The 15,771-nt window shown below is 68.2% G+C and carries 16 protein-coding genes and 2 tRNA genes; 9 read left to right on the top strand and 9 right to left on the bottom strand.

Annotation, left to right across the window (positions count from 1 at the left end; genetic code table 11):
* Positions 1 to 5: 5 nt before the first annotated feature.
* Both D4766_RS04175 and sppA read right to left on the bottom strand, forming a co-directional pair.
* A tRNA-Val gene (locus D4766_RS04175) sits at positions 6 to 80 on the bottom strand.
* Between the two features lie 91 nt (positions 81 to 171).
* A complete protein-coding gene (gene sppA, locus D4766_RS04170; protein WP_120716314.1) occupies positions 172 to 2,049 on the bottom strand; it encodes a signal peptide peptidase SppA in 1,878 nt (625 codons plus the stop codon).
* A 110-nt stretch (positions 2,050 to 2,159) separates the two neighbouring features.
* Between sppA and D4766_RS04165 the strand changes: the two genes are divergently transcribed.
* From D4766_RS04165 to D4766_RS04155, 3 genes are read left to right on the top strand one after another with little or no spacing between them, the layout of a single operon-like run.
* Complete coding sequence (locus D4766_RS04165; RefSeq protein WP_120718047.1) at positions 2,160 to 3,185, top strand: aspartate carbamoyltransferase catalytic subunit; 1,026 nt, start codon at positions 2,160 to 2,162, stop codon at positions 3,183 to 3,185.
* A complete protein-coding gene (locus tag D4766_RS04160; protein ID WP_120716313.1) occupies positions 3,182 to 4,399 on the top strand; it encodes a dihydroorotase in 1,218 nt (405 codons plus the stop codon). Before D4766_RS04165 ends, D4766_RS04160 begins: the two co-directional genes overlap by 4 nt.
* A 56-nt stretch (positions 4,400 to 4,455) precedes the next feature.
* A complete protein-coding gene (locus D4766_RS04155; RefSeq protein ID WP_120716312.1) occupies positions 4,456 to 4,944 on the top strand; it encodes a VTT domain-containing protein in 489 nt (162 codons plus the stop codon).
* 27 nt (positions 4,945 to 4,971) lie between these two features.
* On the opposite strand, the gene D4766_RS04150 is transcribed toward D4766_RS04155, so the two are convergent.
* From D4766_RS04150 to D4766_RS04140, 3 genes are read right to left on the bottom strand one after another with little or no spacing between them, the layout of a single operon-like run.
* A complete protein-coding gene (locus D4766_RS04150) occupies positions 4,972 to 6,375 on the bottom strand; it encodes an SPOR domain-containing protein (RefSeq protein ID WP_120716311.1) in 1,404 nt (467 codons plus the stop codon).
* A gap of 28 nt (positions 6,376 to 6,403) precedes the next feature.
* The gene (locus D4766_RS04145; protein WP_120716310.1) at positions 6,404 to 6,934 is read right to left on the bottom strand and encodes a hypothetical protein; all 531 of its coding nucleotides are present in this window, start codon (positions 6,932 to 6,934) and stop codon (positions 6,404 to 6,406) included.
* 31 nt (positions 6,935 to 6,965) lie between these two features.
* Positions 6,966 to 7,691, bottom strand: coding sequence for an AAA family ATPase (locus tag D4766_RS04140; protein ID WP_120716309.1), 726 nt, complete (start codon positions 7,689 to 7,691; stop codon positions 6,966 to 6,968).
* Between the two features lie 206 nt (positions 7,692 to 7,897).
* On the opposite strand from D4766_RS04140, the gene D4766_RS04135 reads away from it, so the two are divergent.
* Together D4766_RS04135 and D4766_RS04130 are read left to right on the top strand one after the other, a co-directional pair.
* On the top strand, positions 7,898 to 9,088 hold the full coding sequence (locus D4766_RS04135) for a tetratricopeptide repeat protein (protein ID WP_120718046.1): 1,191 nt from the start codon (positions 7,898 to 7,900) through the stop codon (positions 9,086 to 9,088).
* Between the two features lie 38 nt (positions 9,089 to 9,126).
* Positions 9,127 to 10,404 carry a DUF418 domain-containing protein gene (locus D4766_RS04130; protein ID WP_120716308.1) on the top strand — a complete coding sequence of 426 codons (1,278 nt, stop codon included), beginning with the start codon at positions 9,127 to 9,129 and terminating at the stop codon, positions 10,402 to 10,404.
* Here the strand turns inward: D4766_RS04130 and der are convergent.
* Positions 10,401 to 11,801 (bottom strand): ribosome biogenesis GTPase Der, encoded by a 1,401-nt coding sequence (der, locus tag D4766_RS04125; RefSeq protein ID WP_120716307.1) that lies wholly within the window; start codon positions 11,799 to 11,801, stop codon positions 10,401 to 10,403. The genes D4766_RS04130 and der overlap by 4 nt on opposite strands.
* Before the next feature lie 120 nt (positions 11,802 to 11,921).
* Here der and D4766_RS04120 point away from each other — a divergent pair, with 120 nt between their 5' ends.
* Positions 11,922 to 12,695, top strand: a complete 774-nt coding sequence (locus D4766_RS04120) for a CHAP domain-containing protein (RefSeq protein WP_120716306.1) — start codon at positions 11,922 to 11,924, stop codon at positions 12,693 to 12,695.
* A gap of 12 nt (positions 12,696 to 12,707) precedes the next feature.
* Here the strand turns inward: D4766_RS04120 and D4766_RS04115 are convergent, their stop codons facing one another.
* From D4766_RS04115 to D4766_RS04105, 3 genes are read right to left on the bottom strand one after another with little or no spacing between them, the layout of a single operon-like run.
* The gene (locus D4766_RS04115; protein WP_120716305.1) at positions 12,708 to 12,989 is read right to left on the bottom strand and encodes a DUF3297 family protein; all 282 of its coding nucleotides are present in this window, start codon (positions 12,987 to 12,989) and stop codon (positions 12,708 to 12,710) included.
* A 40-nt stretch (positions 12,990 to 13,029) separates the two neighbouring features.
* Positions 13,030 to 13,227, bottom strand: coding sequence for a hypothetical protein (locus tag D4766_RS04110; RefSeq protein ID WP_120716304.1), 198 nt, complete (start codon positions 13,225 to 13,227; stop codon positions 13,030 to 13,032).
* The gene (locus D4766_RS04105) at positions 13,224 to 13,403 is read right to left on the bottom strand and encodes a hypothetical protein (protein WP_120716303.1); all 180 of its coding nucleotides are present in this window, start codon (positions 13,401 to 13,403) and stop codon (positions 13,224 to 13,226) included. Before D4766_RS04105 ends, D4766_RS04110 begins: the two co-directional genes overlap by 4 nt.
* Before the next feature lie 142 nt (positions 13,404 to 13,545).
* Between D4766_RS04105 and D4766_RS04100 the strand changes: the two genes are divergently transcribed.
* From D4766_RS04100 to D4766_RS04090, 3 genes are all read left to right on the top strand, one after another.
* Positions 13,546 to 13,630: transfer RNA gene (locus D4766_RS04100), tRNA-Leu, on the top strand.
* Between the two features lie 61 nt (positions 13,631 to 13,691).
* Complete coding sequence (tig, locus tag D4766_RS04095) at positions 13,692 to 15,302, top strand: trigger factor (RefSeq protein ID WP_120716302.1); 1,611 nt, start codon at positions 13,692 to 13,694, stop codon at positions 15,300 to 15,302.
* Positions 15,303 to 15,349: 47 nt separating this feature from the next.
* Complete coding sequence (locus D4766_RS04090) at positions 15,350 to 15,751, top strand: DUF1622 domain-containing protein (protein WP_120716301.1); 402 nt, start codon at positions 15,350 to 15,352, stop codon at positions 15,749 to 15,751.
* The last annotated feature ends 20 nt before the right edge of the window (positions 15,752 to 15,771 follow it).

Here is a 15,771-nt window from a genome sequence, read left to right as displayed (position 1 = left end):
GAAACTGGTGGGCGCGACAGGGATTGAACCTGTGACCCCACCCGTGTGAAGGGTGTGCTCTACCGCTGAGCTACGCGCCCGTCCTGCGGCCTGCCTAAGATGTTCGGCGGGGCGGACAGGGGCGGGCCTTTGCCACCCGTCCGCGCGCCTGGCAACCCCTTCCGCGCGGCGTCAGGCAAACAGCTGGACGAGCCGCGCGAGCCAACCCTTGAGCGTGCCGGTAGGTGCGGTGCGCGACAGGGGCGCGCATTCGATGCAGTATGCCTGCATGCCCGGGGTTCCGGTCAGCCGCTCGAGATCGCCAGCCAGCTGGCCGAGCGTTGCCTCGCGCCGCATCGCCACGGCGCCGAACACGTCCGTCGCCGCCGACTTGCGCGTCCCGTCGCCGATCAGCAGGCGGCGCAGCAGGGTGTCGGTCGTGCCAGCCTCGTCGCCGAGGTAGGCCGCGTGCCATTCGCCGTCGCCCAGCTTGGCCTGCTCCGCCACCCATGCCAGCGCATCGTCGAGCCCGCCGTACTGGTCGACGAGGCCGATCTGCCGCGCGGTTCCGCCGTCCCAAACGCGCCCTTGCGCGATCGTGTCGACCCGTTCGGGGGTCATCCCGCGCGCCTGCGCCACGCGGCCAAGGAAATCGCGGTAGCCGTCCTCGATTGCGCCCTGCAGCATCGTTTCGACTTCCGGCGTCAGGCCGCCGATGAGGTCGGGCTGTCCGGACAGCGGGGTGGTGCGCACCCCGTCGGAATAGACGCCCCAACTTGCGGCTGCCTGCTCGAAAGTGGGCACGACCGCGAAGATGCCGATCGAACCGGTGATCGTGTCGGGCTCGGCGAAGATGCGCTGGGCGGGGGTGGCGACCCAGTAGCCGCCGGACGCCGCGACGTTGGCCATCGAGACCGCGATGGGAATGCCCCTGGCCTTGTGCCGCAGGATCGCGCGGCGGATTTCCTCGCTCGCCATCACCGAACCGCCGGGTGAGTTGACCCGCACGACCAGGCCTTTGAGATCGTCTTCCAGCGCCTCGTCCAACAGTTCGGCGATCCGGTCGCCGCCCGCCGTACCGGGCCCGGCGTCACCGTCGACGATGTTGCCTGCGATGGTGACGACACCAATCGCGTCGCCGGCCTCCTCGACCGGATTGTCGGCGAGCCACGGATCGAGCTCGGTCATGGCGTACCGGCCGGGCATGTCGTCGTAAGGATCGGCGCCTGCGATCTGCGCGACCCGTTTCCCGAACGCCACCTTGTCGCCCAGCGTATCGACGAGGCCTGCGTTCTTCGCCGCTGTCGCGCTGTCGAAGTTGGCCGCCGCCAGCCATGCGGCCGGGTCCTGGGCGATCTGCGCCAGCTGCGCCTTGGGCCGGGCCTTCTTCACGTGCGCCTGCCATTCGCTCCACAGCGCGCCGTAGAGCTGGCTATAGTTCTCGCGGGCGGGTTCGGACATGCCGGTCTGGGTATAGGGTTCGGTCGCGCTCTTGTAGGTGCCGACCTTGAAGACGTGGGCGTCGACCTTCAGCCGCTTCAGCAGGTCGCCGTAGTAGAGGTTGTTGCCGCCCGGGCCGGTCACGAACGCGCCGCCCAGCGGATCGACCCATACCTCGCTCGCGTGGCTCGCCAGCATGACCCCGTCGTCGGTATAGGCGACCGCCCAGGCGAGCACAGGCTTCTTCGCCGTGCGTACCCGGTCGAGCGCTGCACCGACCTCCTCGACATGGACCTGTCCCCCGCCGGTAAAACCGCTGAGGTCGAGGACGACCGCCTTGATCCGGTCGTCGGTGGCCGCCGCGTCGATCGCCCGCACGAGGTCCTGCACGTCGTATTCCCCGACCGGCGCCTGGCCCGACAGCAGCACCTGAATTGGATCGACGCGGCTTTTCTCCTCCACGATGGTACCGTCGAGATCGAGCAGCAGCGCGCCTTCGCGCACCGCCGCCGGGCTCGGCCGAGCGGTCAGCACGGCGTAGATCGCGAAGAAGAACAGCAGCAGGAACACGAGGCTGAGCCCGTCCTTGACGGCGACGATCAGGTGCCAGACCTTGCGGGCGAACGACATGCTTGGGTTTCCTCGGGTAAAGTCGCCGGGCAAGCTAGGGATTGCCGGCCCGACGCGCCACCGGAATGCGCTTGACCGGCATACACCTCTCGACCAAGGGCATGGCTTCAATGACATCGGCGGAAAACAACCGGGGTGGCTGGCGCTACCCGATCGGCGCGCGCGCGTTCCCGCACCGCGACCTGCTGGCCATCTCGCAGCTCGAGCGGCACGAGATTCTCTACATGCTCGACGAGGCGGAGCAGTGGGTGGCGATGAACCGCGAGGCGGCCAAGCATTCGGGCCTGCTGGCCGGCCTCACCGTCATCAACGCCTTCTTCGAGAACAGCACGCGCACGCTCCTGAGCTTCGAGATCGCGGGGAAGCGGCTGGGGGCGGACGTCGTCAACATGCACGCGGCGCAAAGCTCGGTGAAGAAGGGCGAGACGCTGATCGACACTGCGATCACCTTGAACGCCATGCGGGCCGACGCGATCGTGATCCGCCACGGCAGCAGCGGGGCGACCGCGCTGATTGCCGACAAGGTGGACTGCCCGGTGCTCAATGCCGGCGACGGTCAGCACGAACACCCGACGCAGGCCCTGCTCGATGCGCTGGCGCTGCGCCATGCCTTGCGCGAACGCGGACAGGCGGCCGACGATTTCACCGGGCTGACGGTGACGATATGCGGCGACGTGCTGCACAGCCGGGTCGCGCGATCGAACATTCTCTGCCTGCAGGCGATGGGGGCCAGCGTGCGCGTGTGCGCGCCGCCCGCGCTGATGCCTTCGGCCATCGAGGCGATGGGCGTAACTGCCTTCCACGATTTCGATGCCGCGCTCGCGGGCGCGGACGTGGTCATGATGCTGCGCCTGCAGACCGAGCGGATGAGCGGCCAGTTCGTGCCGAGCCCGCGGGAATACCACCACCTCTACGGGCTTACGCGAAAGCGCCTCGCACTCGCGGCATCCGATGCGATCGTGATGCATCCCGGCCCGATGAACCGCGGGGTGGAGATCGACAGCGACGTGGCCGACGCGATCGACCGGTCGATCATCACCCGCCAGGTGGAGATGGGCGTCGCCATCCGCATGGCCTGCCTCGACGTGCTAACCCGCCGCCGCCGCGGTGTCGAGGGCTGGGGAGAGAAAGTATGAAGCCGCAGGCGACTACGATCACGGGCGGCAGGATCGTCACTCCCGGCGGTATCCGCGAGGGATCGCTACGGCTCGAAGGTGGACGTATCGCGGGGTTCTCTGCACCGGCGGAGGGCGATGAGGTCGTCGACGCCAGGGGCGCCTTCGTCGCACCGGGTATCGTCGATCTGGGGGTGTTCGCCGTCGACAAGCCGGCATTCCGGTTCGGCGGCATCACGCGCGCGGCGCTGATGCCCGACCAGTCTCCGCCGCTCGATCTGCCGAGCCGCGTTTCCTACATCGCAAAGAGTGGGAAGCCCGATCTGTGGGTCCATCCGCTTGCAGCAGCCACCGTCGGTCTCGGCGGTGAGCAGCTCGCCGAAATCGCATTGATGAAAGAGGCCGGCGCGCGCGGCATCGCGACCGGGCGGCGCTGGATCGCCGATTCGGGCGTCATGCTGCGACTGCTGCAATATGCCGCGATGCTGGACATGGTGGTCGTGAGCCACGCCGAGGACGGCGGCCTTGCCGGCGAGGCCGCAGCCACCGCCGGGGAGATGGCGACACGGCTCGGCCTGCTGAGCGCCCCTGCCGAAGCCGAGGCGCTGGCCATCGCCCGGGACATCGCGCTGTGCGAAATGAGCGGCGCGCGCCTCCACTTGCGCCAGGTGACGACCCGCGCCGCGCTCGAACTGGTACGGGCTGCCAAGGCACGGGGCGCGGCGGTAACCGCGGGCGTGACCCCGGCGCACTTCATGCTGGCCGATCTTGCGACGATGGATTTTCGCACCTTCGCCCGCCTTTCGCCGCCGCTGCGCTGCGAGGACGACCGGCAGGCGGTGCGCGAGGCGCTTTCCGACGGTACGATCGACGTCGTTTCGAGCGGTCACGATCCGCGCGGGCCGGAGGACAAGCGGCTGCCCTTCGCCGATGCCGCGCCCGGGATGGCGGGGGCCGAAACGCTGCTCGCAATGACGCTGACCCTGGTGCGCGATGGCGTCATCGACCTACCGCGCGCGTTCGATCTGCTCGCGTCCACGCCCGCACGCCTGCTGGGCGTCGCAGCGGGTGTGCTGGCCGAAGGCATGGAAGCGGACGTGCTGCTGGTCGATCCCGAGCGGCCGTGGATCGTCGACAGCGCGCGCATGGCAGCCACCGCGGGCAATACGCCGTTCGATCGCCAACCCACGCAGGGACGAGTGCTGGCGACCTTCAAAGGTGGAACGCGTCTCTGACGCGGCGAACGGCGACGACGAAGGGAACGGCTGCGATCGCTGTCCGCTAGTGTCGTATGGACAGCTTTATTTTCAACTGGCTGCCGATATCCGGCCTGCAGGCCGCACTTGCCGCTCCCTTCGGCGAAGTGTGGATCGCGCTCGTGTTCCTCGCGATCACCGCGTCGGCCTATGCATCGGGCATTCCCGGCACGCTCCTGCCGATCTCGTTCACTTCGGGCGCGTTGCTCGGTGTTGGGCTCGGCGCCTTGGCCGTGGCGGTGGGCGCGATGATCGGTTCGATGGTTCTTTACCACGTGCTCGAACGGGGATCGCATGCGACGATCCGGCAGCGCTACGGGCACAAGCTCGCCCGGCTCGACGCGCTGGCGGCGGGCAAGGGGATCGTGCCGCTCATTATGCTGCGGTTGGCCGGCCTGCCGCACATCGCGGTGACGGGTCTGTGTGCACTCGCCAATGTCGGCCCGCGCCGGTATGCCATCGCGACCGCGATCGGCGTTTTGCCGGCTATCGGCTTGTCGTCGCTGGCGGGATCGGCGCTCTAGCGCCGCCCAAGATCTGCCGGCGCTTCGTTAGCGCGAGGCCATGCGAATCCCGCTGTCGGTTGCGCCGGGCATCGGGCGGCCCTCGGCCCAGGCATAGCAGCCCTGACCCTTGCCGCGGACGGTCGAGCACATGCCAGTCGCTTCCGCCCGCTGCAGGCCGCCGGCCGAGACGCGGAAGTAGGTCTTCCCGCGCACGACCGCGCGGGTGATCACCATGTCGTATTCCGACAGTTGCGGGAAGCGCTTGGCATAGATGCCCCACGCGCGGCGCGCGCCGGCTTCGGACGAGAACGATCCGAGCTGGACGAGGTGGCTGCCCCCGGTGGCTGCGGCCTTCGCGACTGGACGGGGGGCGACGCGGCGTGTGTCGACGGCGCGCACGGATTCGACGGCTCCGAGGCGGGTGGGTGTCTGCTGGACCACCGGCTTGCTTGCGAAAGCGACGACCTGTTCCATCATTGCCGCCGGCGTTGCGGCGACCGGTGCGGGCGCGGCGAACGCGCTCTGAAAATCGGCCGGGGGCGCGACATCGGGCGTGGCGACGGCGACGACCGGTGCCGGAGCGACCGGTGCCGGAGCGACCGGTGCAGGCCCGCTGCTCGCCAGCGCCGGCAACTCTCCGCCGGCATAGGCGACGGCGGTCGGCTGAGCGGCATCGGGCGCAGGCTCGGCATAGGCGGCAGCTTCGGCGGCGACCTGTTCGTGGCTCGGGTTGTTGACGAGGGCGAGCTGCGCCGGCTGGCCGCCGTCCGCTACCACGGCGGTGCCGAGGAGCGAGGCCACACGCCGCTGGTTCGCCTCGGGCTTGGCCATCGCCGCCCATTCGGCGATCCGCGCGTCGAGCTTGTCGGCGGGCACGTCCTGCGCCGCCATGATCCGCGCGCCGGCCCAGTTGCCGCCGAGCGCGAGTGCATAGGCAAGGTTCTGACGCGTCTTGGCCGCACTGTCGCCCGCCTGGATCGCGTCGGTCAGGATCTGGACGCCCTGTGCCGTGTCGCCCGCAAGGGCATAGGCGAGACCGAGGTCGGACGCCGGAATGTCGTCGCGCCAGTCGTCGAGAACCTCGACGGCGGCCCGGCGGTCGCCCGTGCCGATGGCGGCGAGCGCGAAGCCGAGTGCGGTCCGCGCGCTTTCGTCGCCGAGCGTCAACGCATCGTCGAAGCTGGTCTGGGCCGAGAGGAACCTGCCTGCTTCGAGATAGGCCGCGCCAAGCATGGAACGGTAGGCGGCATTGCGCGGTTCGGCGAGGACCGCGGCTTCCGCATGGGCGATCGCGTCCGACACCTTACCCTTGTTCAGCGCGACTTCGGCGCGTCCCGCCGAAAAATCGGCACGCGGCGCGGACTTCGTCGCGCAGCCGGTCAGCGCCATCGAGGCAAGCGCGGTGCCGGCGGCGAGAGTCAGCATGCGGGCGTTGGCGGTGCGGGTCATCGTGGTATCCCCCAGTCGGTATTCGGTTTCAGCGCGGCTTGACCTGTGCGGCCAGCGCTTCGAGTTCGGGCATTGTGCCCAGAAAGGCGTCGAGCGCCTCGGTGACCAACGCCTGGGCACTGGTATCGCGCATCGTGCAGGCGAGGCGCAGCTTGACGTGGCGCTGCTGATCCAGTCGCAGGGTGAAGGCGGCGCGATCCTTGCGGGCGCGCGGACTTTTGGTCGTTACGGTTTTCGGTGCGGCGGGCGCGGGGCGAGGCGCGATGCGTTCGGCGATGGCCTCGCGCTGGCGCAGCACTTCGGGTTCCGCGGAAACCTCGTCCGGTCCCGCCATCGGTGTCAGCGCGAAGATCTCGGCACTGCCCATGTGCGGAGCGGCGGTATCGTCGCCGTCGCCCATGTCGTTCCACCCGAGGTCCTCGAGCTTGTCGGCATCGGCCTCCGGCGCGATCGACGGGATCGAGGCGAGGGCGGCGTGCTGCGGACGCATCGCGGGCTTCGCGCCCCCCTTGCGGGCGAGGAGCGACGGGCTCAGCGAGGCGAAGGAGATTTCGGCCATCTGCGCTCGGCCTTTCCGTCCGGGCCCGCGCCTACTGCGCCACGCGGCGGCCGAAGCCGCCTTGCGGGCGATAGGCGGCGCCGGGCGCCTGCTGGTGGTGCATCGCGCCAGGCGCAGCGAACACGGTGCGGCGGAAATTCTTTTCGAGCCGGTCGGACACGTAATTCCACAGCGCGGCCATTTCGGCGGCGGAGCGGCCTTCGGGATCGACTTCCATCACCGTGCGGCCGTCGATCATCGACGCAGCGAAATCGGTGCGGTGGTGCAGCGTGATCGGCGCGACGGTGCCGTGCTGGCTCAGCGCGACGGCGGCTTCGCTGGTGATCTTGGCCTTGGGCGTGGCCGCGTTGACGACGAAGATCAGTGGCTTGCCGGCGCGTTCGCACAGGTCGACCGTGGCGCCCACGGCGCGCAGGTCGTGCGGGCTGGGGCGGGTCGGAACGACGATCAGCTCGGCGACACCGATGACCGACTGGATCGCCATCGTGATGGCCGGCGGGGTGTCGATGACGGCGAGCTTGAAGCCCTGCTGGCGCAGCACCTGCAGATCGCTGGCGAGCCGGGCGACGGTGGTCTGGGCGAAGGCGGGGTATTCCGCCTCGCGCTCGTTCCACCAGTCGGCGAGCGACCCTTGCGGATCGATATCGATGAGCACCACCGGTCCGGCGCCGGCGCGTTGCGCCTGCACCGCCAGGTGCCCGGAGAGCGTGGTTTTGCCCGATCCGCCCTTCTGCGAAGCCAATGCCAGTACCCGCAAGGCTGGTCCCCCTGAAAAATCCATCGCGGAAATGCGCCCATGCACTCCGCCGAAAGGGGGATCGCAGCATACCCTAAAGATCGGGTTAACGCCGTTGATCGGCGCGGTCTGGTGGCGTGCCGAGGGCGAAGGGGTGATGGAAACCCTTTGCTAACGGCTCATTCACTATGTCGGTTCGCATGGAACCGATAATGAAGGGACCGCCGATGACCGCAAACCGTGCCCGCCGCATTCCCTTTGCCTGCCTTGCCGGACCTTTGCTGCTCGCCCTCGCCAGCGCCGCGCATGCCGACGTGAAGGCAGGCGTGGACGCATGGAGCGCGGGCGACTTCGCGAAAGCCGTCGCCGAATGGCGCGGCCCCGCGGGCAAGGGCGATGCCGACGCGATGTTCAACCTCGCGCAGGCCTACCGCCTCGGGCGCGGAGTCGCGGTCGATCTCAAGCAGGCCGAAGGTCTCTATGCGCGCGCCGCGGCCAAGGGCCACGTGAAGGCCGCCGACAATTACGGGCTGCTGTTGTTCCAGGACGGTCGCCGCGAACAGGCGATGCCTTATGTGACTGCCGCTGCCGAACGCGGCGATCCGCGCGCGCAATACCTGGTCGGAATCGCGCACTTCAACGGCGACCTCGTGGCGAAGGACTGGGTGCGCGCCTATGCCCTGTTGACGCTGGCGAACGGCGCGGGCCTGCCGCAGGCGACACAGGGATTGAAACAGATGGACGAGTTCGTCCCACTCGCGCAGCGCCAGCAGGCCCAGTCGCTCGCGGCGCAGATGCGGCAGGATGCCGATGCCCGGCGGACGAGCCAGCTTGCTGCCGCCGATCTCGGGGACGGTCCGACGGCGGCCGCCGTTCCGCCCCCTCCGGCCACGGTCGTCGCGGCGGCGCCCGCGGCGCTACCGCCGGTGCGCGTTCCGCAACGGGTGGAGCCGGTCGCCGTCGCGCCGTCGATCCCCGTGGCGCAAGCCGCCGTGAACGAGGCTATGCGGGCCACCGGCACCGAGAGCCCCGCGACCGCCGGAGCGGATTTCGCGCGCCCGGCCGTGGCAGCGGTGATCGCGCCTCCCGCTGCCCGCCCGCCGGCATCCACGGTGGCGGCGAAAGCGCCGGCTGCGGCCAGGCCGGCCGCACAACCGGCGCCGAAGCCTGCCCCGGCTCCCGCCACGGCCAGCGGCCCATGGAAGCTGCAACTGGGCGCGTTCTCGGTTGCCGGGAATGCCGATCGTGCGTGGTCGCAGGTTGCCGGCAAAGCCTCGCTGGCTGGCAAGCGAAAGGTCACGGTATCGGCCGGCAAGCTCACGCGCCTGCTCGCTGAAGGATGGGCGAGCCAGTCCGCCGCGCAATCGGCCTGTGCCGCATTGAAGACTGCCGGTCAGGCCTGCCTCGTCACCCGATAAGGGATGGCCGGCGCCGCTCGCGCTGCTAGGGCGCGGGCATGACGGACGCGACGATCCCGGCGACGCCGGACCAGCCGCAGGGCGCGGCGCCGGTCGGCGGAGATCGCTTGACCAGTCTCGACTTCACGCGCGGCATCGCGGTCATGGGCATCCTTGCCGCCAACATCGTCGCTTTCGGCCAGCCCCCGCTCGCCTACACCTGGCCGGAGGGGTTCCTGACACCGCGCAGCGCTGTGTCCGACTGGCTCTGGCTGGGCCAGTTCGTTGCGGTCGACGGCAAGATGCGCGGGCTCTTCACGCTGCTCTTCGGCGCGGGTCTTGTCCTGTTCATGGACCGCGCTTGGGCAAGGGGGGCGGGGTTGGGCTTGCAGGTGCGCCGCCTTCTCTGGATGCTCGCCTTCGGTCTTGCCCATTACTATCTGCTGTGGCGGGGCGACATCCTGGCTATCTACGCGCTGTGCGGCCTGGCGGTGCTTCCCTGCGTGCGGTGGAGGCCGGTGACGCAGATGGCGGTGGGCCTTACCGGCTACGTCTTCGGCGCGCTGCTTTCGACCCTGTCGCTCGGGTATCTCTGGGCTTCCTCCGAAACCGGTCTGCGCGGCAGCCCGGGATTTGCCGACGGCGCGCGCGCCGTGGAGGCGATGATCGCGGGCGAACGCAGCGATGGCGCGCGGGAACTGGCGATCAGGACCGACGGTTCGTGGCTCGACATGGTCGCGCACACCGCCGAGTCCCATACCTGGGACTGGCTGCTGACTCTCGGGCAGATCTTCACCGAGACGATCCCGCTGATGCTGATCGGCATGGCATTCTACCGGGCGGGTGTGTTCGCCGGGCGATTGGACGCGCGCAGGCAAGCCATGTGGGGTTGGGCGGGCCTCGCCGCCGGGACCGCGGCAACGCTGCTACTGGGGCTGTGGGTGATGGGGGGCGGGTTCACGTATGCGCGCACGCTCTTCGCCTTCATCGGCGCGTCGCTCTTCACGCGGCTGCCCGCAGTGCTGGGGCTGGCGGCGCTGCTGGCGTTGTGGGGGCCGAAGGTGACCGGCTGGCTGGGATCGCGGACTGTCGCGGCGGGGCGCATGGCGTTCTCGAACTATCTCGGCACCAGCTTGGTCATGCTGTTCGTGTTCTCGGGCTGGGCATTCGGCCTCTACGGCAAGCTCGACCGGCCGCAGCTCTATCTCGTGGTGCTGGCCACCTGGGTGCTGATGCTCGCGTGGTCGAAGCCATGGCTGGCGCGCTATCGTTATGGTCCGCTCGAATGGCTGTGGCGCTGCCTGACCTACGGTCGGATGTTCCCTTTGCAGCGCTAGTCCTTGGCGTATGGGTTTTTCGGCGACTTCAGCACGACGCGCACCGGCACCGCATCGAAGCCCAACTCCTTTCGGATGCTGTTGACCAGATACCGTTCGTAACTCCTGGGCAGCATGTCGAGCCGGGTGCCGAACACCACGAAGCGCGGCGGGCGGGTGCCGGCCTGGGTGATGTAGCGCAGCTTGATCCGCTTGCCCTTGGGCGCGGGCGGGGGGTTGGCTTCCAGCGCGTCGTCGAACCAGCGGTTGAGTGCGGAAGTCGGCACGCGTTTCGACCACGCCTCGCGAATTTCGAAAGCGGCCTTCAACATCTGGTCGATGCCCTTGCCGGTCTTCGCGGAAACCGCGAAGACGGACAGGCCCTTCACCTGCGACAATCCGTCCTCCAGCGCGCCCCGGATGCCGTTGAACAGGCGGCTGGCATCGCCGACCTCCTCGCTGCCGGCAAGATCCCATTTGTTGATGGCCACCATCAGGGCCCGGCCTTCCTCGATCACGTGGGACGCGATCTTGAGATCCTGGTGCTCCAGCCCGCGCGTGGCGTCGAGCAGCAGCACGACGACTTCGGCGAAATCGACCGCGTGCTTGGCATCGGCGACCGCCAGCTTTTCCAGCTTGTCGACCACCAGAGCGCGCTTGCGCATCCCGGCGGTGTCGATCAGCCGGACGTCGCGCACTTCGCCGTCCGGATCGGTCCACTGCCAGTCCACCGCAATCGAATCGCGCGTGATGCCGGCTTCCGGCCCGGTCAGCAGGCGGTCTTGCCCGAGCATCCGGTTGATGAGCGTGGACTTGCCGGCGTTGGGCCGCCCGACGATCGCCAGCTTGAGCGGTCCCGTGGCGAGATCGTCGGGGTCGGCCGGTTCGCCGGCAAGGTCGGCGGCTTCGCGTTCGGCCTCGTAATGGCCGATGAGAGGATAAAGCGCCTCGAACAGGTCGGCGACGCCCTCGCCGTGTTCGGCGGAAAGGGCCACCGGGTCGCCGAAACCGAGCGAGAACGCTTCGTACAGGCCGCCGTCGCCCGCCTTGCCCTCGGCCTTGTTGGCGACCGCGACGACGGGGACGTCCTCGGTCCGCAGCCACCGTGCGATCTCGTTGTCGAGCGGGGTAAGGCCGGCACGCGCATCGATCACGAACAACACGGCGTCGGCGCCTTCGATGCTGACTTCGGTCTGCGCGCGCATCCGCCCGGGGAGGGTTTCCGCGTCCTCGTCTTCCCAGCCCGCGGTGTCGACGATGGTGAATTCGAGCCCGGCGATGACAGCGTCGCCCTGCCGCCGATCGCGGGTAACGCCGGGCTGATCGTCGACCAGTGCCAGCTTCTTGCCGACGAGCCGGTTGAAAAGCGTCGACTTGCCGACGTTGGGGCGGCCGATGATGATGACGGTGGGTTTCATAATTGCCGTTGCAGGTGGCGCTTTGCCGCCGCGAAGGCAAGCGCGGTCGCTATCGGTTACCGCGCCGTTAACCATGTCCGGCAGGCCGGCCCTAACCCTGTAAGGGCAAATGTACCTTGCATGAGGGAAGGGTTCATCACCATCGCGGCAGCGTGTGCGCTCGCCTGTCCGGGGGCCGCGCTGGCGGCCGCATCCGAACAGTTCTCGTTTGGCGATACGGCGGAGAACCGGGCCGAACTGCCGCCTTACCTCCAGTGCGTGCCCTATGCGCGCGAGCGATCGGGCGTGCAGATCTACGGCGATGCCCATACGTGGTGGGATCAGGCGGCGGGCCGGTATGCCCGCGGCAACCGTCCGAAGGCGGGGGCGGTGATGGCGTTCCGGTCCAGTGGCAGCATGGTCCTCGGCCATGTCGCCGCGGTCTCGCGGGTCGTCGATTCGCGTACCGTCCTGCTAGATCATGCGAATTGGAGCCCGATCAACGGGCGCCGCGGGCAGATCGAGCGCGGCGTGCGGGCGATAGACGTCTCGCCGGCCAACGACTGGAGCCAGGTTCGCGTGTGGTACGCGCCCATCGGCGATCTGGGGACGACGGTCTGGCCCGTCGCGGGCTTCATCTACAACGATCGTGCCAGGGGTGGAGAAGTGGGCGGCGAACTGGGCGGCGCGCGGGTTCTTGCCGCGGCACGCTACGCCCCGCCGCCGATCAGCGCAAAACCATCGAAGGCCTTCGCAAACGCCTTCGCCGGATTGGGCGAAGCGCCAAGCGCGCGTTCGGTACCGAGCTCAGCATCGCGACTTGCCAGGGTGTCAGCGCAAAGGGTTGCTGCTCGCATACCTGCGGCACCGCCGCGCGATCCGCTCGATGCGGCAATCGCGCGCTACAATCCCTGACGGGACGCCGCGTCAGCCCTTCTTCGCGACGGGTGCGTCGTCGCCCAGATCCTCGAACCAGGCTTCGACCGGGCCGTTGAGCTTGAGCGTCAGCGGCTGTCCCTTGCGATCGACGGTCTTGCCCGCCTGCACGCGAATCCAGCCTTCCGAGATCGAGTACTCCTCGACGTCGGTCCGCACACGGTCCTTGAACCGGATGCCAATGCCGCGTTCGAGTGCAGATTGCTCGAAATGTTCGCTGCGCGGATTGACCGAAAGGCGGTCGGGCGGGGTTTGGGGCTTGTCGTCGCTCATAAGGCCGCGCCCTTAGTGCGAGGGGAAGACACGGGCAAGATCAGTCCGGAGGCATTTCGATTTCGGGCGTCCGGCCGGGTTCCTTCTCGGGCTGCACGCCTGCCGCCTCACGCTCGACGTCGATCTCGGCAGGACCGGTGTCGATCAGCGGACCGTCGTCGGGCAGCGGCGCATCCTTCTCCAGTTCGTCGGACGAAACCGGCTTCCCCCGTGGATCGGGGACGGGAGCGGTCGTCACTGCTTCGGCACCGGTATCTCGGCGGGCTGCTCGCCCGGCTGGATCGTGTCCGGCTGGGTGGGTGCGACCTCGTCGGGCTGACCCGCCGGTTCTTCCGTCGGAGTGATGACGGGCGGCACTTCGGCGGGGCTGGTCGGGTCGATGGTGTCGGGAGTTTCCGGGGGCTGGGTAGCCATCGTAGGCGATCCTTTCGTGTCGTGGTGCAAACGCTCCGCCCGGCGCGCCCGTTCCCCCGCTTGCCCTTTCGCTTCGCCCGCTGTAACGGCACGCCCCTGTTCGCGAGCAGGCCCGCCTGCCCGCGCGGGTTCGTTCGGGTCAGCGGGCGTGGCGGAATTGGTAGACGCACCAGATTTAGGTTCTGGCATCGCAAGATGTGGGGGTTCGAGTCCCTTCGCCCGCACCAACCGCCGCAGTCGCCCCGGGCGATCACTATGGATTTGATTCAAGAAGGCTTTTGACCTCCCATGAAGATCGAAGAGACCACCAACGAGGGCCTGCGCCGCGGCTATTCCATCACGATCCCGGCGAAGGACATCGACGCGGCCATCGAATCGGAGGTGAAGAAGATCGCCCCGCAGGTGCGCATGCCCGGCTTCCGCCCCGGGAAGGTACCCGCCAACCTGGTCAAGAAGATGCACGGCGAGGCGCTGCACGCGCAAGTCGTCAACGACCAGATCCAGGGCGCGGTCGACGGCCTGATGCGCGACAAGAAGCTGCGCCCCGCCATGCAGCCCAACGTGCAGTTCGGTGACGGCTACGAGCAGGGCAAGGACGCCACGCTGACCGTCGATCTCGAAGTGCTGCCCGAGATCGAGGCGCCCTCGACCGACGGGATCAAGCTGGAGAAGCTGACCGTGCCCGTCACCGACGCCGAGGTCGACGAGGCGGTGCAGAACATCGCAGGCCAGCAGAAGAGCTGGAAGGACGCCCCCAAGACCAAGAAGGCAGGCGACGGCAACCAGGTCATCATCGATTTCACCGGCTCGATCGACGGCGTCGAATTCGAAGGCGGCAAGGCCGAGGAAGCGCCGCTGGTCATCGGTGCCGGTCGCTTCATCCCCGGTTTCGAGGAACAGCTCGCCGGCGTGAAGGCGGGCGACGACAAGACGATCACCGTGACTTTCCCCGAGGATTACCCGGCCAAGGAACTCGCCGGCAAGGACGCGCAGTTCGCGATCCACGTGCACAAGGTGCAGGTGGAAGACGAGACCGCGATCGACGAGGATTTTGCGAAGAACCTCGGCCTCGAGAGCCTCGATCAGCTGCGCGGCCTGTTGAAGGGCCAGCTCGAGCAGGAGTTGGGCGGCCTCACCCGCACCGCGATGAAGCGCCAGTTGCTCGATGCGCTCGCCTCGGGCCACGATTTCGCCGTGCCGCAGGGAATGGTCGATGCCGAGTTCGAGCAGATCTGGCAGCAGCTCCAGCAGGAAGCCGCGAACGATGCCGATCCCGAAGGCGCGATGAAGGAAATCGAGAGCGAGAAGGACGACTATCGCTCGATCGCCGAGCGCCGCGTGCGTCTCGGACTGCTGCTGTCGGAGATCGGCCAGGCCAACGGCGTGCAGGTCACCCAGCAGGAAATGAGCATGCTCATCCAGCAGGCTGCCCAGCAGTATCGCCCGGAAGACCGCGACCGGTTCATGGAGCTGATCCGCACCAACGACATGGCCGCCGCGCAGCTGCGTGCCCCTCTCTACGAGGACAAGGTCGTCGATTTCCTGTTCGACAAGGCCGAAGTGACCGAGCGGGAAGTGACCCGCGACGAACTGCAGGCCGCGATCGAGGCGGAAGAGAACGCCGAAGCCAAGCCCGCGAAAAAAGCTCCGGCCAAAAAGTCCGCCAAGAAGGGCGCCGCGCCCGATGCTGACGATACGGCCACCGGCGATACGGCCACCGGCGATACGGCTGAGCAAACCGCGGCGGACGAGCCGGCCAAGAAGGCGCCCGCCAAGAAGGCGGCTCCGAAGAAGGCTGCCGCGAAGAAGGACGCGACCGAAGAGCCTGCCGCCGACAAGGCCGAGGCGAAGAAGCCTGCGGCCAAGAAGGCTCCGGCCAAGAAGGCCGCCAAGAAGTAAGGTGCGTTGCAGCGGAACCGGCGCGTGATCGCGCCGGTTATCGCTGCATGCTCGAAGATTGGATCCGCGAAGTCGCCACCACTACTTCGCTGGTGGTGGAGGGTGTTTCGGCGGTCATCGTCGCTTATGCCGTGGCCGAAGCGGTCGTGCGGCTTCTCGGCACGTTCCGCCTGCACAGCGGCACCGACAAAGCCCAGGTTGCACACGACACGAAGGAGGATATCCGCCTTCGTCTCGGTCGTTGGTTGGCACTGGCGCTGGAACTGCTGCTCGGTGCCGACATCCTGCGCACGGCGGTCGCGCCGAGCTGGTCGGAAATCGGCCAATTGGCCGCGATCGCGACCATCCGGACCGCGCTCAATTTTTTCCTCCAGCGCGAGATAGATGCCGCCCAGTCGCGAAAGTGCGCTTCCTCCCTTCGCGATCCGCCGTCGGCATCCGTAGGTTGACGAGGGTTTTTGAAACGAGA

This window comes from Tsuneonella amylolytica, from assembly GCF_003626915.1.
GTDB lineage: Bacteria > Pseudomonadota > Alphaproteobacteria > Sphingomonadales > Sphingomonadaceae > Tsuneonella > Tsuneonella amylolytica.
Note: the sequence above shows the minus strand (reverse complement) of the source record. Positions and strands in the feature narration are given on the sequence as shown.